Raw genomic sequence first — 21,486 nt, forward strand, 5'->3', positions numbered from 1 at the left:
TTATTTCTTAAACAATAGATTGTACTTTGTAGCAATCCTACAAAGTACAATACCGTTTTTAGTTACACTAATGCAACTACTACCGCGAAAAGCGCAACTGCTTCAACGAATGCAGCAGCGATCAACATCGCAGTTTGAATTTTAGAGGCTGCTTCCGGTTGACGGGCAATACCTTCCATAGCTGAACTACCGATTTTTCCGATACCCATACCAGCGCCGATAGCGGCTAATCCAGCACCAATTGCAGCAATACTTCCTGTAATCATGATTCTATATATTAATTGTTGTTAAAAATTCTAATTAATGGTGTTCTTCTATCGCCATTCCAATGAACAGTGCTGATAGTATTGTAAATATAAAAGCCTGTATAAATGCAACCAGCAACTCAATTCCGTAAATGAACAGCGCAAACGGAACGGATACAAACGAAACAAAAACGGAGTTGAATACGAAGATCAGCCCGATCAGCGCCAGTACCAGAATGTGGCCTGCCGTGATGTTTGCAAATAAACGTATGGCAAGTGCGATAGGCTTGGTAAATATACCGATGATCTCCACCGGTACAAGCACAATATATAACCACCATGGTACATCAGGAGTAAAGATGTGCTTCCAGTAATATTTATTGCCATTGAAGTTTACCAGCAGAAAAGTAATGGTTGCCAGTACTACTGTAATAGAGATATTCCCTGTTAGATTGGCGCCTCCCGGAAGGAAAGGGATCAGACCGAGCATATTGTTAAACCAGATAAAGAAGAATACCGTAAGCAGGTAGGGCATAAAACGTTCATATTTATGACCCAGGTTAGGTTTGGCGATATCGTCACGAACGAACATAATGATCGGCTCGAACCATGACTGCAGTCCTTTCGGAGATTTACCGCTTCTGATTTTATATCCATTGGCTACTTTCAGGAATACTGCAAGAAGAAGCACTACAGAAAGTAATAGTGTACAAACATTTTTGGTGATAGAGAAATCCAGAGGACGTGCATTCTTCACTTTGCCTGCAGCATCATGTTCTGCGTAAGCGCCATGTTCATTTGCTGTTTCTGATGCATAGTAGATTTTATCATGCACCGATACAAAACGCTGACCAGCTCTTTCAACTACAACTTTCGCCTCATCATCCCCGTGAAAATCACTGGCATTAAACGTGGCCAATCCTGTTGGGGTATACAAGATGACAGGCAGGCCGATCGTGTAGTCGCCGAATACATGCCAGCTATGCGAATCAGCTACGTGGTGCAAAGCGAACTTACCCAGATTAAACTTTTTCTCTGCCTCTGGCTCGGCATGAGCGGCCGTTGTTGTCTTCAATGTGTCCTCCTGCGCATATAACACGGGTGTTACAAAGAAAAACGCTAAAAAAAGCGTGAAAACAACAATTAACCTACTAACTTTAAAATCAAAAACGTGGCTACAATCCATTTACTGGCAGATTTTTACTATTTATTTTGGTGGCGCAAGTTACATAACAGGGAGTATATTTCAAAGAAGCTGAACAATAAATATAAAGAAAAAAAGTTGAGGGCAAATACGATCCCCTTTTCCGTACTATTGAGGCTGTAAATCAGCACGAAAGCCAAAGAAAATATCATTTTCAAAACAATCGAGCCCATTATAGCCATAACTCCGGCCTGAGGATCCATTTTAATCCCCAGAAAAGCGGTGATATAAGCAATGTAGGTAAGCCCTCCGAGGAAGCCGAACACCAGCCAGAATTTTTTAACAAGCAGTAGTGTACCAGGAAATAAAAATGGCAGGGCATATGCAATTCCGGCAAGAATAAGCGTATAAATCAGGTAGTAAAGGGTAAATTTGGCTAAACTCAAAGCTTCTTTTTTTACAAAAGTATAAAAATTAACAGAGGAATCCAGCTCTTAGTCTTTACTATTCAATTGTCTTACAACCTGGTAAAGTGAAACAAGTACGCCAATCAGTCCGAAAATCGCCATGAATATAAATTTCTCACTATGCCGGTAGCCATCTATTTTATACCCGGCGAACGCAAATAAACCTATGATAGCCAGCATCTGGAAGCCCATCCCCGTATATTTTATAAAATTTGTTGTGTTTTTTCCTTTCCGGTTATCACTCATACATTAACCAAACATAAAATTTAAATTAATTTACTTAGAAAATACTGGCGATTGAAATACTTTTGCCATATTCATATTCTGTTACATTTGTATTGACCAAAAACTGTATTGAAATCACTTATCTATTGAAGACCCAGGGCTATCTCCGCATCAGATTAATATCTTCTTTTTTAGGGGCCTGTCTCTTAGCTGCCTGCGGTACGCCTAAAGATACTGCAATGAGCAGGGGAATGCAAAATTTAACCGCACGATATAATTATATCTACAATTCCAATCTCATCCTTGACAATTACGAGGAGCAGCTCTATGAAACTTACAAGGACAATTATAACGAAATCCTGCCCTTATATACAGTTCCGGAGAAATTTAATTTCAGTACCACAGCCAGTACCCCGGTAAATGAAAAAGACCTGGATAAGATCATCACCAAGGCACAGGCCGTCATTGCCGACAAAGCCTTCAGCAATTATATTGATGAATCCTATATCCTGATGGGCCGGGCACAGTATTACAAGACCAATTACTTTGTTGCTGAAGAATATTTCGATTATACCGCAAAAACGTACGCAGCCAATCCTAATGTGCGGCTGAATGCCCTGAACTGGAAAGCCAGGAGCCTGATACAGCTGGATAATCTGAATGACGCAGCCCTGATCCTTGATACGGTCTACTTGAGCCTTCCCGAAATTAAAGAGCATAAGGACGGCCCCCTGGCAACCATCGCGCAGATGTATATTTACCAGCAGCGCTATACAGATGCGATTCTGCTGTTAAGTAATGCTGTAAAAACCACCCGCCTCAAACGTAACCGCATCCGCTGGACGTACATCCTTGCCCAGCTCTATGAACAGCAAAAAGATTACCGGAAAGCTTTATCCCATTATCTTAAGGTTCAGAAAAGCAACGCAGGTTTTGAATTATACTTCAATGCGAACCTGAACCGGATTAAACTGACAGGCCTGCTGAACGGGGAACACCTGAACAGAAAGAAACAACTGCTGGCATTGCTCAGGGATGATAAAAACCTTGAATATATAGACCAGGTATATTACCAGATTGCCGAAACTTATGCCGGAGACAGTGATTTTACCGGCGCAGAAAAATACTATAACCTCTCTATCCGCAACAGCAGCAAAAACAGTTACCAGAAAGGCCTGTCCTATCTCAGACTGGCCGATTTGAATTTCAAGGAGTTCAGAAACTTCCTGAAAGCAAAATCATGTTACGACAGTACGGTAACTACGCTGCCAAAGAACTATCCCGGTTATGACCTGATCCTGAAAAAAAGCGAAAACCTGGAATATATCAGCAAACGGTACGAATTGATCGCCTACCAGGATACTTTACAACTTCTTGCTAAATTACCCGAAGGCGAACGGCTCGCAAGGATCATACAGATCACACTTCCGGCAAAAACAACGGTTGCTGATAACGGCAGCTTTAAAGAAGATCCTTTTGCCGGCGCCAACCAGGCCAGCCCCGCCGGGAACGGACCAGGTACCTTCTATTTTAGCAATACCGCTGCAATGAGCAGAGGAAGTGCAGATTTTACGACCAGATGGGGCAACAGAAAGCTGGAGGACGACTGGCGCCAGAGCCTCAAATCCTCATCGCAGGCAACTACCGAAAGTATAGCCAAAGTAGAGAATGCCGGCCATCCTTCTCCACAACCACAAGATCCTTCAGCGAATGACAGTGATATTCTCGTGAACAGATATTTATCCGCCATTCCATTGAATACTGTACAACTGACCGCATCCAATCAGCAGATCATTGATGCCTATTATGAGATGGCTAATTTCTATCAGCAGGAACTGCAGGATCAGGCGGAAGCGCTTAGAATTTACCAGATCATACTAAGCCGTTTTCCTGAGAACAACCGCCTGGCATCAATTTATTATAGCTTATACCTGGGCTATAAAGATACCAATGCCGCCAGCGCAGAGAAATACAAGAAGCTGGTACTGGATCTTTTTCCATCCAGCGCTTATGCCAAAACAATTCTTGACCCCCAGTATTCGGTGAAACAATCAGAATTGGAAGCCAGGGTACTCGCTGTATACAATCAAATATTTGATCAGTATGAAAGAAAAGCCTTTCCTCAGGTAATTACCGCCGTTAACAGCACTATTGTACAGTATCCCGGCAACATGGTCAATCCTCAGCTCAATTACCTGAGGGCCATTTCAATTGGCAGAACACAACCTATTGATAGCCTGGTTGCTGCCTTTACAGCAATTACTACAGCATATCCTGATGATAAACTCATCGTGCCATTGGTAAAAGATCACCTGGCTTATATTGCTTCACACAAAGATGAATTCAGTAAACGAAGGATTGCATTGCCGGATTTTGATGCCAATGAGCCTCATTTCTTTGCTTCACAGCCATTACCGTCAGAACCGCTCCCGGAAAAAGCTGTTCAGAACCCCGGTGTTCCGGCACCAGCTGAGGTTAAAGCTCCAGAGCCGGTCATCGCAAACAAAACCCCGGAAACTAACGTTCAAAAACCCGCAGTTCCTGTCGCTGCAACTCAGATCTTCAGCACTGAGGTATCAAAAATATATTATTTTGTAATTGACGTGGCAGATGCCAGTCTGACCTTAAGTTCTTCACGTTTCGGCATCGGCCAGTTTAACCGCGGAAATTATGCCGGCGTGGGCCTCAAACATCAATTAACAGAATTTGACAATGACCAACTGATATATGTTGGGAACTTTAGTAGTTTTGCAGAAGCAAAAAGTTACGCTGATGGAATAACTCCGCAATTGAAGCAGATCATGAAAGTGCCGGCCGGAATATATTCCAGCTTCATTATCAGTAAGGAAAACTTCGAAAAGCTTCAGAGTAAAGATCTTGTAACTAAATACTTAGATTTCTACCAAAACAACTATTAAAAATGAATAAGAATATTTCAGCTGCAGAGATAAAGACATATAACCTTACCCTCTGGAAGTTATTGATCGGTGCACTTGTCATATTTTCTTTATTTATTGTTGCAATTGGATTCGGTTTATTTGGAACGCTGCCATCTTTCAGGGATATTGAGCACCCCAAAAGTAACCAGGCAACTGAAATACTGACGGAGGACAAAAGGGTATTGGGTACCTATTTTGTACAAAACCGTTCCAATGTAAATTATTCCCAGATCTCACCAAACGTGATCAATGCCCTGATCTCTACTGAAGACACCCGTTTTAAAGAACATTCAGGAATAGATTTCAAACGTACTTTCACCATTATATTCTACAATATCATCGGTAAAAAACAAGGGGCAAGTACCATTACACAGCAACTGGCCTTAAACCTCTTCTCTGAAGAGGGGCGCCAGCGTAATTTCTTCAAGCGCCTGATGCAAAAATTCCAGGAATGGATCGTGGCCGTAAAACTTGAACGCAATTATACCAAGGAGGAGATCATCACCATGTACCTGAACACGGTAGATTTTGGCAACCAGGCCTATGGGATCAAATCAGCCTCTAGGGTATACTTCAATACTACCCCGGATCAGCTTACCGTCAGCCAGGCGGCTACGCTGGTAGGACTGCAAAAAGGTATTACCCGTTATTCCCCTACCCGGAATCCGGAAAGATCACTCGCCCGCCGGAACACCGTAATGGCCAACATGGTGAAAGAAGAGATGCTTACCCAGCAGGAGTTCGATGAGGAAAAAGAGAAACCTCTGGGGCTTCATTTCAGCGCTGCTACGGTCAATGACGGTATTGCACCGTATTTCAGGGCTGTGCTGAAAAACGATATCAAAAGGATTTTCCAGGAACGCTCCATTTCAAAGGCAGATGGTACACCATATGATCTGGACAGGGATGGCCTGAGGATCATCACTACGATCAATTATGAGATGCAGGTATATGCCGAAGCTGCCCAGAAAGAGGCCATGAAACTACTGCAGGCACAGTTTCTTAAAAGCTGGAAGGGTAAAGACCCTTTTAAAGATAAGGAACTGCAGATTGAACAGGGCGTAAAACGGTCTGACCGTTACAAGTCCCTTCAGCTGGAAGGAAAGTCTGACGAAGATATTAAGACTGATTTCAATACCCCAACCGAAATGAGCATCTTCACCTGGAAAGGTGATATTGACACGCTGATGAAACCTATTGATTCGGTCAAATACTATAAACTACTGCTCAGGAACGCCATGATGGCGATGGACCCAAAAACCGGTTATGTAAAAGCATGGGTTGGCGGTATCAATTATGAGCATTTTAAATATGACCAGGTAAAAATGGGGACCAGGCAAGTAGGCTCAACAGCTAAACCATTCACCTATTCGGTAGCTATCGAGAACGGGTACTCACCGTGTTACCAGGTCCTGAATGAGCCCGTGACGATCGAGGTTCCGGGCAGTGCGCCCTGGACTCCGAAATCGGGAGGTACTTTACCAGGCTATCTGACTTTGCAAAAAGCACTGGCATACTCCCAAAATTTTGTAGCCGCTTATTTAATGAAACAGGTAGGCCCAACCGCGGTTGCCACCCTGGCAAAAAAGATGGGCATCACTTCAAATGTGCCGGCCTATCCTTCCATTGCACTCGGTACTTTTGATGCGTCGGTTTTTGACATGGTAGGTGCCTATAGCGTTTTCGCTAACAAAGGCGTATGGACGCAGCCAACTTATATCCTGAGGATTGAAGACAAAAACGGGGTGGTTTTATTCTCACAAACGCCACAAAAACACCCGGCAATGAATGAAGAAGTAGCTTACGTCATGACACGTATGCTCATCGGAGTAGTTAAAACAGGTTTCGGCTATCCGCTGATCAGCAAATTCGGTATCACTACCCCTGTAGGCGGTAAAACGGGTACTACGCAAAACAACTCCGACGGGTGGTTTGTTGGTATCACTCCCGATCTTGTTGCAGGGGTCTGGACCGGTTGCGAAGACCGTGCATTCCATTTTATCAATACCAACCAGGGTGAAGGTGCAAAAACTGCAATGCCTGTATTTGGCGGCTTTTTTAAACGCGTATATGCAAACTCCAAGTTAAAAATAAGCAAAGGGGATTTTGAGATGCCGAAAAACGGGGTATCTATTACTTATGATTGTAATCAGTATCAGCAGCAGCAAACAGACACCACCGCACTGGACCAGAAGTTAGGGTTTTAGATGAGCAGTTTTGATTATAAAAAGGCATTGGCCGATATTCCTCATAAACCTGGTGTGTACCAGTACTGGGACCAGGAGGATACACTGATCTACATCGGTAAGGCCAAAGATCTGAGGAACAGGGTAGGCTCCTATTTCAACCAGGACAACCAGATGAATGGTAAAACCAGAGTGCTGGTTTCCAAGATCCGGAAGATTACATTCACGATTGTAGATACGGAAATTGATGCCTGGCTGCTGGAAAACAGCCTGATCAAAAAACATCAGCCAAGGTATAATATCATGCTGAAGGATGATAAGACCTATCCCTGGATCATCATCAAGAAGGAACCTTTTCCGCGTATTTACTGGACCAGGAAGATGGTCAAAGACGGATCAACCTATTTTGGTCCCTATGCCTCAGTAGGAATGATGCATACCATTCTTGACCTGATCAAGGAGACTTATCCCCTGCGCACCTGTAATCTGCCGCTAACAGAAGATAACATCAACAGCGGAAAATTTAAGGTGTGCCTGGAATACCAGATTGGCAACTGTAAAGGTCCTTGTCAGGCTTATCAGTCGCACCCTGACTATGATCAGAATATAGAAGAAATTAAGGATATCCTAAACGGAAAGATCGGTAATGTGATCAGGGACGTGAAACAGATCATCAAAAATGCAGTGACCGAGCTGAATTTTGAATATGCCCATCAATACCAGAAGAAATTGCTGGTACTTGAAAAGTATCAGAGTAAATCTACTGTGGTGAACAGCTCTATCACCAATGTTGATGTGGTGAGCATAGCCTCTGATGAAAGATACGCCTTTGTCAATTACCTGAAAATCATGAATGGAAGTATCATTCAGACCCAGACAATAGAGATCAAAAAACGTCTGGATGAATCTGATGAGGAACTGCTGACCATCGCCATCACGGAATTCAGAACAAAATTCAACAGTACTTCAAAAGAAGTCATCGTTCCTTTTGATATTACCCTGTCTGATGAAAATTTAAAATTTACTGTTCCTAAACTCGGGGAAAAGAAGAACCTGCTGGAACTTTCACATAAGAACGTGCTGTTCTTCAGACGCGAGAAACTCAATCAGTATGAAAAGCTGAATCCGGATCTCCGTTCTGAACGCATCCTGACACAAATGCAGAAAGACCTGATGCTTACGCAGCTGCCCGTACATATAGAATGTTTCGATAACTCCAACTTTCAAGGGGCATATCCCGTCTCGGCGATTGTTGTCTTCAAAGATGCCAAACCCTCAAAAAAAGACTACAGGCACTTCAACGTTAAAACAGTGGAAGGTCCCAATGACTTTGCAACGATGGAAGAAGCCGTTTACAGGCGATATAAACGCATGCTGGAGGAAGAAGAGAGTTTGCCTCAGCTAATTATCATTGACGGCGGTAAAGGGCAGCTGTCATCGGCGGTGAGCAGTCTGAAAAAGCTTGGAATCGATACAAAGGTCACTGTGATCGGAATTGCCAAACGTCTGGAAGAGTTGTACTACCCGGGAGACAGCTACCCGCTGCACCTGGATAAAAAGTCTGAAACCTTAAAAGTCATTCAGCAGCTCCGTGACGAGGCGCACCGCTTTGGGATCACGTTCCACAGAAAGAAAAGGGACCAGGGTACGCTGAAAACAGAGCTGGAAGCTATTCCCGGAATTGGAAAAACTACTGCGGATAAACTGCTCCGCCAGTTTAAGTCGGTAAAGAAGATTAAAGAAGCCACCACTGCCGAACTGGAACTGGTATTAAATAAAACTCAGGTAAAAACACTGCTGGCCTTTTTCAGCGCCAAAGACCAGTAAAAAGCAAAAGCCCCGGTACCAATGGTGCCGGGGCTTCGTATAATTTATATTAGTACTCCCACAAACTCTGTTCGTAATCTGCCATACCTTTTTTAATACGCTCGGATTCGTATAATTTCCTCGGATCTTTCGGATCTGTCAGGTTCAGGCTTTCAATGATCGTTTTGTTTGCCGGGTTGGTCTCCTTCACGATGTTGCTGGAGAATAAACGCCTTACAAAAAAATCATCGTAAGTAAGAACCGATGCATCATTACTTGGATTTACCAGTTTTGATTTGCTCAAAATAGGCCTTGCTTCATCATAATAGACCCAGAATACCGGTTGCCAGTGGTCCTCAACCAGTTTCATCGGCGCAATACCAACGATACGCGGTTCAAAAACAGACCTTTTAACATCCAGGATCCAGTCTTCCTTTATCCTGTATTTCAGGAATTCATCGGACCTGAGTCTTTTCAATACCGGCGCCCCTACTTTACCACTTGAATCCGGATCGCCTTCGGAGGTGCCTCTTGCACTCCTTAACGCTTCTTCAGTAGTTAAAGCGATTTTGAAGGAATCATTGTCTTCGAGTAATTTGCCCGAAGCCGTATCTTTGGTTGAATAAACCGTTAGTTCTTCATTCGCAACCGCATCCATCAGGATATCGATCAGCTTGGAAGTTTCTGATTTCAACACCGAGTTAATCGTGTCCCGAAGGTCAATTTCGCGCCATACCCGTTTTGAATAGAAAACATCTTCTTCTCTCACATCAGGATAAGGTACCATTACACTACTATCCACATCTTTTCTGGCATAAAAACCATCTTTGGGAGGTGTCTTTATCTTCGTTTTCTTCAGAACAGGTGTACCACTCACAGGAGCGACAGGCGTCTGAGCAAAAGACGCTGTTCCAAATAACAGCAGGATAATAGTATACAGAATTTTCTTCATCTTCAATCTATTTAGCTATAAATGTTATTGCATCCAGGCTCTTTTGTCTTCCATCAGGACCTTCCACAACGATATCCTTAAAGATAACCGTTGCACCTGGTTTAATGGAATTCAAGGCCCCTTTTATTTGTCCGCCAAACGAGCCTCCGCTATTTGGCATCGTAACCGCATCAGATCTCGGGTTAATAAATGTAGTATTGAACCTGATCACTTTGTAAGTAATATCAAATACAAAATCATCCAGCTGGGTTTCTATCATGTTTGATCTTGCCAGCCATTCCATATCTACACTACCACCGGATTTACCTTTAATAAAGGCCTTAGGCGTAGGCAAAGCTTTTACCCTGAATGCCTGCGAGCCCAGATTAAGTGTTTTGCCGGCATTATTTGCAGACACAGTAATGTTCAATGTTTTTCCAACCTGGTCACTTCCTACTTTTACCATAAACTTACCGTTTGCACCACTGATTGATCCCCCCGGCATACTCGCTTTTACACTTTCCAAAGGGAAACCGGCAGCAGATACTGAAAAAGGATTCGGTATTCCCGCATAGATCACATTCATCTTATCCGGTGAAACAGTAGCGGATGGTTTAGCTACCTGGTAAGTCTGTTCCGGTGTTTTGTACTCTTTTACCTGGCCATCAGTTTGTTTCACGCGGATCACTCCGAACCACTTGAAAACCCCTACGGACCCTGTGCCACCGGTATAGGTACCTTTGCCATCTTTAATGGCAAGTTTGCTGCCACCAACAGTAATTTCAGGACTTGATTTAGAATCGCTCGCTGTCAGAAATACCTGGGCAGCATAAGGCTGGCCCTGGATCACATAGGAACTTGGTGCCACGGCAACAGCAGCAAACTGGTCCAGGTTAACCAGCGATTTATCCATATTACCGAATAATTTTTTTACAACCTCAGCTTCAGCATTTTTTGTATCGGCCTGGATTTTGGTCAGCACGGTATTCGCTGCCGTTAAAGGTGTGCCTTCACCAAAGTTGATGTCTTCCCACAGTTTTTTACCGGAAATGCTTTTATCTGCATCCTTTGCTTCCAGTGAAAAGGAAACACTTCTGTGGTCTTCAGGGTTGAGCAGGGCGATCAGCTTTTCCCTGGTCTCATTGATCTTTGCCTTTAACTTCTCGCCTTCTTTCTGATTGATCATGATGCCTTGTGCGATGTCAAGGTTACCTCTTTCAACCAAATCCCCTGTTTCTTCGCTCAGTCCGCCACCAGCGGTGTTGAACTGTTGTTTTAACTGCTGTATGTAGGCATTCAGTTCATCAGAATATTTCTTCGCCTGATTGGCTTTTTCCCAGATAGGCTGAGCCCTTGCCGGCTCTTCTTTCAGTTTTGTATTCTGGAAAGCTGTAAAGAGTTGGTCAATGCTGGTATTTACATTCGTCCTTGATGATTCAAGACTATCATTAATGTTCTTAAATGCATTCAATATTGTATCAGATACGTTTAGCGCAAGCATAGCTAACAATACCAAATACATGATATTGATCATCTTCTGCCTCGCTGTTTCTTTTCCTCCGGCCATTATATTAGGTCTCTCTGGTTAAGTAAATAATTTAGTTATCTGACTACGTACGCGGCTGGTTCATCGCCGTTAACATATTACCATAAACAGCATTTAGTGAAGATAGATTTTTTGCCAGTTTACCAACCTCTTCCTTGAACTGTTTTGAATCTTCCATAGACTCGTTAAAATTGTTCATAGTAAGGGACAGGTTCTGATAGAACTTGTTCATCGATTTCAAATGCGCACTGGAATCCTGTAGTTCAAGCTCATATACTGCATTTAAAGAAGACAGGTTCTTTGCCAGGTTTGTTACCTGTTCATGATAAGCTTTTGAATCTGCACTGGTTTCACCCATTTCAACTAACTGGGCAGTAGCTTTACTGAAAGCACCGTTCAGGCTGTCGAAACTGGCTGAAGCCGTTTTAACCTTTCCGGCAAATTCACTTGTGGCAGCAGAAGCATCAGCAACGTTAGCTATTGCCGCTACTTTATCTCCGAAAGTACGTAGGCCATTACCCAGACTTTCAATTAATTCAGGGCCGATCTTAGCGTCTCCAAGCATTTTATCCAATGCTGCAGTTGATGAAAATCCGGTTGAAGGTGCTGCTACAGGTCTTGCAGATACCTTAGGCAATTCACCTGTAAAATCATCACTTAGCTCAGGGTAAACTCTGTCCCATGCCGGATCTGGTGCAGGCGGAAAAAATCCTGTCAAGAAGAATAGAAAAGCCTCTACACCTAATCCTATACCGATCATATAATTACCCCATATTCCTCCAAGGTGAAGGATTTTAAATAATGCTCCTATAATTACAATACTTGCACCCCATGATATGGCTACGTGTAACCAGTCAAACTTCTTTTTTGCTGCCATGTGTTAGATAAGATAAATGTTGATGTTTTTTTTATGATGATGTTAATCAATTAGTTTTTAAAATTGATATCCGTCCCGGCAAATGATGAAACACATCTGAAACCTATGTATGATCTTGCCTGGTCCTGGTACTCATAGGTACCAACAGAATTCTGAAGAAAGAAACCTATATCTTTCCATGAACCTCCTCTGACTACCTTACGCTTCAGGTATTTGCTGTCTGTTCCTTTAGCTACATAGGTAAAGTTAGGGTTGAAATCCAGCAGCAGCGGAGAGGCCGAATTATTATAGGCTGTCACAGTCCATTCAGAAACGTTACCGGCCATATTGTACAGCCCATAATCATTGGGGAAATAAGACCTGACATTCACCGTATACAAGCCACCGTCATCAGAATAATTTCCTCTTCCCACTTTAAAATTGGCCTGCATACACCCTTTTGTATTTCTCACATACGGGCCACCCCAGGGGTATTTAGTTTTTGAATTACCTCCTCTTGCGGCATACTCAAATTCAGCATCCGTAGGCAGCCTGTATTCAGGGCGGGAACTGATCGGAAGTTTTCTTGCCGCAGCAACCGGCTCATAAAGGCGCGTACGCCAAACGCAGAAAGCACTGGCCTGTTCCCATGATACACCAACTACAGGATAATTATCATAAGATGGATGATTGAAATAGGATTTTACCATCGGATCATTCTGGGAATATGAATAATCGACTTTCCAAACCATAGTGTCAGGATAAACACTTACCGATGGAAACTGGTTCGGGTTATTGGGATCAGGAGAATCAACATAACTTTCTATGAAGTCCTTCCTTTTTTTTGTGGGGTCTTTTCTTCCCGCCTCCGCAAGATCAAGATTAACGAAACTGTAAGCGTATCTGAACTTTCTTACATCAAGTTCGTTACGCCCGGGCAAGGCATCGTCGCCGCTGTAGTACATATCCCGCAGTTTGGTACTCAAACCTCCGCTCTTACTGCTCCATAAACCGGAACCGTTACCTACTTTTTGCCAGTTTATATTTTTTTGCGAAGAAAGGCTTGCACCGCCTGGTGTAGTTTTGGCATTGATAAAATATGCCGCTGCTGCACCGGGGCCCAGTGTGGTCAGTGCTACCGAATCTCTCACCCAGTTTACAAATTGCCGGTATTCTGCATTGGTAATCTCTGTTTCATCCATGTAAAACGCACTAAACGACGTCATTTTACTCGGAGCACTCTGAGAATTGTTGATATCTTCATCAGACATCCCTATCAGCGTTTTACCCTGGGGAATATAGACCATCCCGCGTGGCATCTTTTTATTGTTGAATTTTCTGTTATATACGCCAACAAGTTCTCCTTGCCCACCTTTTCCGCAGCTGGAAACGAGTATTGCAATCATTATAAAACCTAGCGTGTAAATTTTCCTCATAAGCCGTTGAGCAATTTTACACAATTTTATCGAATATGATTGATATAAACAACTATTTAAACATAAAAATCTATCTTAAAGGCAAAATAAGCAAGTCGTTAAGGGAATGTTAACAACATGCTTATCAGAATTATTATAGGAAACGCAAATATTTTTCATTCCCCACAGTGGGGAAATGAAGCTACACTCGTTCTACTTGTTAGATTTTTTAATATAGTTTTCAATAGCCATAATCATCGAAGGAGATTCCGGAGAGGGCGCAGCAATATCTACAATTAAATCTTTGTCCCTGACAGCCTTGTGCGTATTCACTCCAAAAGCAGCAAGCCGCGTGTTATTCTGTTGGAAATCAGGAAAGTTGATATAAAGAGACTGGATACTGGAAGGACTGAAAAATGCAATCACATCATAGGTCACGTCAGCAAGATCCGAAAGGTCACTTACCACGGTTTTAAACAAAACTGCCGGGGTCAGATCATATCCGTTCTTTAACAGGAAGTTCATGGTATCTTCAGTAGCAACATCAGAACATGGATAAAGGAATTTCTCTCCTGAATGTTTCTTGAGTACTTCCGCCAGATCCGCAGCAGTCTGCTTACCGAAAAATATCTTCCGCTTACGGTACTGAATGTACTTCTGCAGATACAATGCAGTAGATTCCGAAATACAAAAATATTTCAGGTCTGCAGGCACTTCGTACCGCATTTCCTCGCAAATCCTGAAAAAATGATCTACCGCATTCCTGCTCGTAAAAACTACCGCAGTATATTCACTCAGTGTAATCTTATCTTTTCTGAAATCGCGTGCAGGAATTCCTTCCACGTGAATAAAGGATCTGAAATCAACTTTTAAGTTGTATTTCTTTGCCAAATCAAAATAAGGCGATTTTTCTGTTTCGGGTTTTGGCAAAGTTATCAGTATACTTTTAACTTTACGCAACCTATCTTCTGTCATTTCTTGCATTTTAACTAGTTACAGCTGTAATCCTATTGCCTTGATTAATATCAAAATAGGGCATATTTCGAGGGCACAAAAGTACATAAATAAATAGAATTTTGAAAACCGATAATGAGATAAAATATTTACACCCGCTCTAATAAATTGAAAGGTGAATATAATGGCCAGTAAAATGAACGAGATAACTATGTAATAGATACCGTATTTCAATGGCGACAAGGCAAAAGCAACCACCAGAGGGATGAAAATTAATGAGATATTAAAATAACTTAAATATAATATGGAAACATATTCATTTACTGCTTTCTGGATATTAAACACGTGTCCGAGTAAGCGGAGCAACACAATTTTCAGGGCGTATAAAAAAACGATCAGCACAGAAACACTCACAAAGAAACGGAATCCCTGATGGACATAAGCCAGCTGATAGTACTGTGCAACCAGGTAAAAAAACATTCCTATAGTAAAGCCAAATTGTATAAACAGAAATAAAAATGGCCAGGAACTAAACGCATTATCCTCCTTATTCAGGTTGTTTAACCCCCTATTACTGTAAAATGACTGCATAATATTTTGCAGCTGTTTGGAAAAAGAGATCCTTAATACCGCAAAAACGACCAGCAGTAAAAATATAAAACCAAGTACCCAGGTTTTCCCTTTGGAGAGCGGATTACCCGTTCTGAATTTGTTCTCTTTTTTGAATTTCCCATATTTTTTAAACCAGGCCTCCAGGTCCAGTTTCTCAAAAACATTGGCTTTGATGATACTATCTATCAATATATGACGATTAATCAGGGAATCCGGTAAGATCCAGGTATGCGTCATGATAGAATCTGTGACAAATTTTTGTCTGGCCAGGAATGCAGAATCTCTGATCACACGCGGTCTGTAAATTTTTTGTATTATTGCAGAATCTCCGGCAGAGACCACATGCTGTGCCTGTCCAGAACCCAGCCCGCATACCAGGAAAAAAGTTACAAGAAGGTATTTATACATGGAGCCGATAGAAGTAACATGAATTGCTTGGCGCAAATTTAAGCTATTATTATTTACATTCCCATCTTACAGATAAAAACTGGTTAATAAGACCCGCAGTTCTGCCCGGGAACTATCCCCTCCCTATCAGCCTCCAGCGTTCTGTTTTTGCCTTTCCCGGTAATGGTCCACATGGAATCAAAGTCACTGTTACTCCACTTCAGCCCCTTTACTTTAACACCAAGCGCCTTTGCCAGGGCAACAATATTCTCATGGTTCCACACAAATAGCACCACACCTTTTTTATCCTTAAGATCTGCTGCAATTTTTTCCAGGTCAGCACTGCCAAAACGGCTGTTGATACTCAGATTGTAAGTTACTGCAAAAGGCGTGATGGTCTGAAACATTCTGGAGTGGGTAGTCGTAGCGCCATTACCTACAGAAGGCACATAGATATAATCCGGAACACCAATTTTTTTATGGAGCACGTTCACCAGTTTCAGAGACCTGTTAAGCCCCATACAATTCAGGTTTTCATATTTTTCCTGCTTTTCGCCATGCCGGATGATCACAATCTTAAGTTTAGACTGGGCACTTGCCGGCATCATGGAAGTCAGGCCGGCAAATAGAAAACATAGGATTATAACGCTTTTCTTCATCTTACGAAATTACAATAAAAGATATGGTATCGGGCATCTCTGTTTTTTTGTAGCTACCTTTGGCAAAATATGTTCATTATATAAAAATGGCAGGAATTTATATCCACATCCCCTTCTGTAAACAGGCCTGCAATTATTGTGATTTCCACTTCAGCACTTCACTTCAGTTTATTGATGAAATGACCGATGCGATCTGCAGGGAGATTATCATGAAAAAAGACAGGATCACAGATCAGGTGGGCAGCATTTATTTTGGAGGCGGCACCCCATCCCTTCTGCCTCAGCAGTCCTTTGAAAAAATATTCAACACGCTCACCACTCACTTCTCCATTGCCTCAGACGCAGAGATCACAATTGAAACTAATCCCGACGATCTGGATGCAAAGAAAATTGCACAATTACGCCAGCTGCCCGTTAACCGTTTCAGCATCGGCGTACAATCATTCTTTAACGAAGACCTCCTCTGGATGAACAGGGCGCACAACGCTACCGAGGCTGATACCTGTATCAGGCGCAGCCAGGATGCAGGGTTCGAGAACCTTAGTATTGACCTCATTTACGGCTATCCCTTACTAACGGATGAAAAATGGCATAGTAATATCAGCAAAGCAATCGATTTACAGGTCCCGCACCTGTCTGCCTACTCACTAACTGTTGAACCGAAGACGGCACTGGCAGCCGCCATAAAAAAAGGCAGGCAGCTGCCTGTTAATGATGAGCAAAGTGCCGCTCAGTTCATTTCGCTGATAGAAAAGACCGGCATTGCCGGTTTTGACCATTATGAGATCTCCAATTTCAGTTTCCCGGGCCGCCATGCAGTGCATAATACCAATTACTGGCGCGGTGTTCCCTACCTGGGCATAGGCCCTTCAGCGCATGGCTTTAATGGTAACATCAGGTACCTCAACATTGCGAATAACGCAAAATATATGACACAGATCGCCTCTGGTCAGCTGGCAGAAACAATCGAGGAACTGGATATTTATGACAGGTTCAATGAATATGTGATGACTTCCCTGCGTACCATGTGGGGAACCGACCTGCATAAGATTGAGAACGACTTTGGCAGGGCCTTCCTCGCCGATACGCTGAAGAACAGCAAATCTTTTATACAAAGAGACTGGCTGCAGCATAAAGAGGATACGCTGGTCCTCACACAGGACGGGAAATTGTTTGCCGATTATATCGCTTCAGAGTTATTCCTGATCGACGAACATCCTGAGCGATAACGCTGCTGAACCATCCAAAAACCAAGAGTAATTATTCAACGTATCTGTTCGCATAAAACCAAAAATATGAAAAGATTAATCTTGCCTTTATTTGTCGTAGTAGCTATGACATTCTCTTCCGCAGTTCATGCCCAGAAAAACCCAATGGTAGGAGGTGCAGAAATGTACCCTACAAAAGATATTGTGGACAACGCTGTAAATTCTAAAGATCATACTACACTGGTTGCTGCAGTTAAGGCGGCCGGACTGGTAAATACTTTGAAAAGCAAAGGACCTTTTACGGTTTTCGCCCCAACCAACGAAGCATTTGACAAATTGCCTGCAGGAACAGTGGAAACACTGGTAAAACCAGAAAACAAAGCAATGCTGACTAAAATTCTTACGTATCACGTTGTTGCCGGAAGAATGGATGCCAAAACAATTGCTAAAGCAATCAAGGCAGGTAACGGAAAAGCAGAACTGACCACAGTAGCCGGCGGAAAGTTATGGGCAGCTATGCAGGGAGACAAACTGGTGCTGACAGATGAAAAAGGTGGAATGTCTACCGTAACAATCGCAAACGTAATGCAAAAAAATGGTGTTATCCATGTAATAGACACCGTTTTAATGCCAAACTAACGCGCTAAAATCCCTTTATTTAATAAAAAAACACAGCCATTATGCTGTGTTTTTTTATTGTCAGAATTTTTAATTTATAAACATACCGGTTGATTGCAATAGCTATTTTTATATAATTTTACATGAATTAACATTATATTAACATGAAGTTTGACTTATCCCAGATTGATTGCGTTGATGATATTTCTAAAGAGGATTTTGAGAAGAATTATCTGAATGCACGCAGGCCGCTTGTCATTAAGAGCATGGCGAAAACCTGGCCTGCGTACGAAAAATGGTCAATGGATTACATGAAGACCGTTGTTGGCGATAAGCTTGTTCCACTCTATGACAGTTCCAAGGCAGACCCCTCCAAACCACTCAATGCCTCCGCCGCAAAAATGAAGTTTGGTGACTATATAGACCTGATTAAAAGTAAACCTACAGATCTGCGCATTTTTCTTTTTGACCCGATTAAAGAAGCGCCGAAATTACTGAAGGACTATATCGCCCCAAAAAATCTGATGGGCGGCTTCCTGGACAGCTACCCAAATATGTTCTTCGGAGGAAAAGGTTCCGTAACCTTTCTGCATTATGATATTGACATGGCCCATATCTTCCATACCCATTTCAATGGCAGGAAACACGTAATTCTGTTCGAAAATAAATGGAAGGAACGCCTGTATAGAATTCCGTATGCTACCTACGCCCTGGAAGATTATGATGTGGAGAACCCGGATTTCAATAAATTCCCTGCTTTAAAAGGCGTCAGGGGCATCGAAGCTTACCTTGATCATGGCGACACCCTTTTTATGCCGACAGGTTACTGGCACTGGATGAAATACCTGGATGGCTCCTTCTCTATCAGCCTCAGGGCCTGGGACAAATCATGGGCAGTAAAAGCACAAAGCCTGTATAACCTGACCATACAGCGCAAGTTCGACAACTTTATGAAAGGTAATTTCAGAGACAAATATATGGCATGGAAAGAGCGTCTGGCCGTCAAAAGAGCAAATAAAGCACTGGAAGGTCATCTTCCTCAATAATCGCCGTTGTCACGGCTTTTTATTTAAATAAATAGAATTTAATTTACACTTTTGTTCTCAAACAAGACCTTTTCCTATTATGAGCTTCATTCTTAAGCCAGTAGATACCGTTGAGAGCATCAGTCCCGCTGATTTTAAAAAAAAATATTTAGACCCAAGGAAACCACTTATAATTAAAGGTTTAACAAAAAACTGGCCTGCCAGGGAGAAGTGGACAACAGATTATCTTAAGGAGATAGCCGGCGGGCTTGAAGTTCCGTTATATGACAATGCCAAAGTAGATCCTTCCAAACCAATAAACTCTGCGGCAGCCCATATGCGTTTTGGTGATTATCTTGACCTGATCAAATCCGAGCCTACGGAATTAAGAATCTTCTTTTTTAACCTTTTCAAACACGTTCCCAGCCTGATCAATGATATTATCCTTCCAAAAGACCTGATGGGTGGTTTTATTGAAAGTATGCCCGCAATGTTCTTCGGAGGCTCAAATTCAGTTACTTTTCTTCATTATGATATAGACCTTCCGCATCTTTTTCATACACATTTTGGCGGCAGAAAACATATTATCCTTTTCGACAACAAATGGAAAGAACGCCTTTATTGTATCCCCAATGCCACCTATGCACTGGAAGATTACGATGTGGCTAATCCCGACTTTAAAAAATTCCCCGCACTGAATGGTGTGGAAGGCTATGAGGTTTTCCTGGAGCATGGCGACACGCTGTTTATGCCAACCGGAATGTGGCACTGGATGAAATATCTTGACGGTTCCTTTTCATTAAGTTTAAGGGCATGGGATGCTTCACCGGTAAGAAAAGCACAGAGCCTTTTTAACCTGGCGATAAAAGGAGGGCTTGACAGCTTACTGAAAATGGCGTTAAAAGCCCCTTATGCCACCTTCCGGGAGAAACTCGCAGTTAAACGGGCAGACAGGGCACTTGCCAAAGGATACCCAAAACCATAATGCCCCGGCCCCCTACTCAAAACAAGTCATTCGCCGGTAGAAAGCTTTTCTTTTAAACCTTAATGTACTTTCATTGTAATAGTCGCACCTGGCCTGAATTTGTTAAAGTATTTTTACAAGCAGGTAACATTAGTCAGCCTGCAAACTTTTACCTTCGATATATCGTTAATACAAGAACATGAAAGGTTTCCATTTTTCTAATTTCCAACCTGATGACCTTCCTAAGGGCGGGTTTGACGAACTGCTAAAGCTGTTCACACAGTTATTGAATTATACAGCAGGTGATGCAGGCGAAACTCTTGCCTGGATGAATGAACTGGATAAACAGTATAAGTTTACCAATGGCGAATACGGTATGGGCGATTTTATTGACGAGCTGAAGGATAAAGGTTATATTAAAGAGAATGCAAGGGACGGCGAGATGGAGATTACTTCAAAAACAGAACAGACCATCCGTAAATCTGCCCTGGAAGAGATCTTTGGCAAACTTAAGAAAGCCGGAAAGGGAAATCATAACAGTAACCTCTCCGGTATAGGTGAAGAGAAAAATGCAGACCGCCGGGAATATTCCTTTGGCGACAGCCTTGATCAGATCGATATGACCGCGTCTATTCAGAATGCCCAGATTAATCACGGAATAGGTAATTTCACTCTTACTGAGCGCGACCTGGAAGTGGAGGAGAAAGATTTCAAGACACTGACTTCAACGGTACTGATGATCGATATCTCTCACTCTATGATCCTTTATGGTGAAGACAGGATCACCCCCGCAAAAAAAGTAGCAATGGCCCTTGCCGAGCTGATCAAAACCAGGTATCCGAAAGATACTCTTGATATCGTGGTTTTTGGTAACGATGCATGGCCAATTACCGTTAAGGACCTTCCTTATCTGCAGGTTGGCCCCTACCATACCAACACATTTGCAGGCCTTGAACTGGCGGCAGACTTACTTCGCCGTCGCAAGACACATAACAAACAGATCTTTATGATTACCGACGGGAAACCTACCTGCCTGAAAGAAAATGGCCGGTATTATAAAAACAGTATGGGACTGGACAGGAAGGTGATCAATAAAACACTCAATATGGCGGCCCAATGCAAACGCCTGAATATCCCTATTACAACCTTCATGATCGCACAGGACCCTTACCTGCAGCAGTTTGTAAGAGAGTTTACCCAAATCAATGGCGGAAGGGCCTTTTACAGTTCTTTAACCGGATTAGGAGAATATATTTTTGAAGACTACATTAAAAACAGAAGAAAAACGGTTCGGTAACC

The 21,486-nt window shown here is 42.5% G+C and carries 19 protein-coding genes; 8 read left to right on the forward strand and 11 right to left on the reverse strand.

The window, feature by feature from the left end:
- Positions 1 to 62: 62 nt before the first annotated feature.
- From atpE to BLW16_RS04700, 4 genes are read right to left on the reverse strand one after another with little or no spacing between them, the layout of a single operon-like run.
- Positions 63 to 263 carry an ATP synthase F0 subunit C gene (gene atpE, locus BLW16_RS04685; RefSeq protein ID WP_090555667.1) on the reverse strand — a complete coding sequence of 67 codons (201 nt, stop codon included), beginning with the start codon at positions 261 to 263 and terminating at the stop codon, positions 63 to 65.
- A 37-nt stretch (positions 264 to 300) separates the two neighbouring features.
- Entirely contained in the window at positions 301 to 1,431 is a 1,131-nt protein-coding gene (atpB, locus tag BLW16_RS04690) for a F0F1 ATP synthase subunit A (protein WP_090555409.1), read from the reverse strand.
- A gap of 17 nt (positions 1,432 to 1,448) precedes the next feature.
- The gene (locus BLW16_RS04695; protein ID WP_090555410.1) at positions 1,449 to 1,835 is read right to left on the reverse strand and encodes a hypothetical protein; all 387 of its coding nucleotides are present in this window, start codon (positions 1,833 to 1,835) and stop codon (positions 1,449 to 1,451) included.
- A 48-nt stretch (positions 1,836 to 1,883) separates the two neighbouring features.
- Positions 1,884 to 2,102: an AtpZ/AtpI family protein gene (locus tag BLW16_RS04700; RefSeq protein ID WP_090555411.1), complete on the reverse strand. Its 219-nt coding sequence runs from the start codon at positions 2,100 to 2,102 to the stop codon at positions 1,884 to 1,886.
- 92 nt (positions 2,103 to 2,194) lie between these two features.
- Here BLW16_RS04700 and porW point away from each other — a divergent pair, with 92 nt between their 5' ends.
- From porW to uvrC, 3 genes are read left to right on the forward strand one after another with little or no spacing between them, the layout of a single operon-like run.
- A complete protein-coding gene (gene porW / locus BLW16_RS04705) occupies positions 2,195 to 4,999 on the forward strand; it encodes a type IX secretion system periplasmic lipoprotein PorW/SprE (protein ID WP_245735124.1) in 2,805 nt (934 codons plus the stop codon).
- Between the two features lie 2 nt (positions 5,000 to 5,001).
- A complete protein-coding gene (locus BLW16_RS04710; protein ID WP_090555412.1) occupies positions 5,002 to 7,227 on the forward strand; it encodes a transglycosylase domain-containing protein in 2,226 nt (741 codons plus the stop codon).
- Positions 7,228 to 9,033, forward strand: coding sequence for an excinuclease ABC subunit UvrC (gene uvrC, locus BLW16_RS04715; protein WP_090555413.1), 1,806 nt, complete (start codon positions 7,228 to 7,230; stop codon positions 9,031 to 9,033).
- A gap of 49 nt (positions 9,034 to 9,082) precedes the next feature.
- Here uvrC and porN read toward each other — a convergent pair whose 3' ends face one another.
- The 7 genes from porN to BLW16_RS04750 all read right to left on the reverse strand — a co-directional run bounded on the left by porN (position 9,083) and on the right by BLW16_RS04750 (position 16,372).
- Positions 9,083 to 9,964, reverse strand: coding sequence for a type IX secretion system ring subunit PorN/GldN (gene porN / locus BLW16_RS04720; protein ID WP_090555414.1), 882 nt, complete (start codon positions 9,962 to 9,964; stop codon positions 9,083 to 9,085).
- A gap of 7 nt (positions 9,965 to 9,971) precedes the next feature.
- On the reverse strand, positions 9,972 to 11,510 hold the full coding sequence (gene porM / locus BLW16_RS04725) for a type IX secretion system motor protein PorM/GldM (protein WP_090555415.1): 1,539 nt from the start codon (positions 11,508 to 11,510) through the stop codon (positions 9,972 to 9,974).
- 43 nt (positions 11,511 to 11,553) lie between these two features.
- Positions 11,554 to 12,366: a type IX secretion system motor protein PorL/GldL gene (gene porL / locus BLW16_RS04730; protein ID WP_090555416.1), complete on the reverse strand. Its 813-nt coding sequence runs from the start codon at positions 12,364 to 12,366 to the stop codon at positions 11,554 to 11,556.
- A gap of 50 nt (positions 12,367 to 12,416) precedes the next feature.
- Positions 12,417 to 13,781 (reverse strand): T9SS ring complex lipoprotein PorK/GldK, encoded by a 1,365-nt coding sequence (gene porK / locus BLW16_RS04735; protein WP_090555417.1) that lies wholly within the window; start codon positions 13,779 to 13,781, stop codon positions 12,417 to 12,419.
- 192 nt (positions 13,782 to 13,973) lie between these two features.
- The gene (locus BLW16_RS04740) at positions 13,974 to 14,744 is read right to left on the reverse strand and encodes a uroporphyrinogen-III synthase (protein ID WP_090555418.1); all 771 of its coding nucleotides are present in this window, start codon (positions 14,742 to 14,744) and stop codon (positions 13,974 to 13,976) included.
- A gap of 9 nt (positions 14,745 to 14,753) precedes the next feature.
- The gene (locus tag BLW16_RS04745; protein ID WP_245735125.1) at positions 14,754 to 15,770 is read right to left on the reverse strand and encodes a DUF4271 domain-containing protein; all 1,017 of its coding nucleotides are present in this window, start codon (positions 15,768 to 15,770) and stop codon (positions 14,754 to 14,756) included.
- 47 nt (positions 15,771 to 15,817) lie between these two features.
- On the reverse strand, positions 15,818 to 16,372 hold the full coding sequence (locus BLW16_RS04750; RefSeq protein ID WP_090555420.1) for a hypothetical protein: 555 nt from the start codon (positions 16,370 to 16,372) through the stop codon (positions 15,818 to 15,820).
- Between the two features lie 86 nt (positions 16,373 to 16,458).
- Between BLW16_RS04750 and hemW the strand changes: the two genes are divergently transcribed.
- The 5 genes from hemW (at position 16,459) to BLW16_RS04775 (ending at position 21,484) form a co-directional block, all read left to right on the forward strand.
- On the forward strand, positions 16,459 to 17,601 hold the full coding sequence (hemW, locus tag BLW16_RS04755) for a radical SAM family heme chaperone HemW (RefSeq protein ID WP_090555421.1): 1,143 nt from the start codon (positions 16,459 to 16,461) through the stop codon (positions 17,599 to 17,601).
- A 66-nt stretch (positions 17,602 to 17,667) separates the two neighbouring features.
- Positions 17,668 to 18,219, forward strand: coding sequence for a fasciclin domain-containing protein (locus BLW16_RS04760; RefSeq protein ID WP_090555422.1), 552 nt, complete (start codon positions 17,668 to 17,670; stop codon positions 18,217 to 18,219).
- A 143-nt stretch (positions 18,220 to 18,362) separates the two neighbouring features.
- Positions 18,363 to 19,244 (forward strand): cupin-like domain-containing protein, encoded by an 882-nt coding sequence (locus tag BLW16_RS04765; RefSeq protein WP_090555423.1) that lies wholly within the window; start codon positions 18,363 to 18,365, stop codon positions 19,242 to 19,244.
- 79 nt (positions 19,245 to 19,323) lie between these two features.
- Complete coding sequence (locus BLW16_RS04770; RefSeq protein WP_090555424.1) at positions 19,324 to 20,208, forward strand: cupin-like domain-containing protein; 885 nt, start codon at positions 19,324 to 19,326, stop codon at positions 20,206 to 20,208.
- Between the two features lie 178 nt (positions 20,209 to 20,386).
- Positions 20,387 to 21,484: a vWA domain-containing protein gene (locus tag BLW16_RS04775; RefSeq protein WP_090555425.1), complete on the forward strand. Its 1,098-nt coding sequence runs from the start codon at positions 20,387 to 20,389 to the stop codon at positions 21,482 to 21,484.
- The last annotated feature ends 2 nt before the right edge of the window (positions 21,485 to 21,486 follow it).

Source organism: Pedobacter hartonius (assembly GCF_900107535.1).
GTDB lineage: Bacteria > Bacteroidota > Bacteroidia > Sphingobacteriales > Sphingobacteriaceae > Pedobacter > Pedobacter hartonius.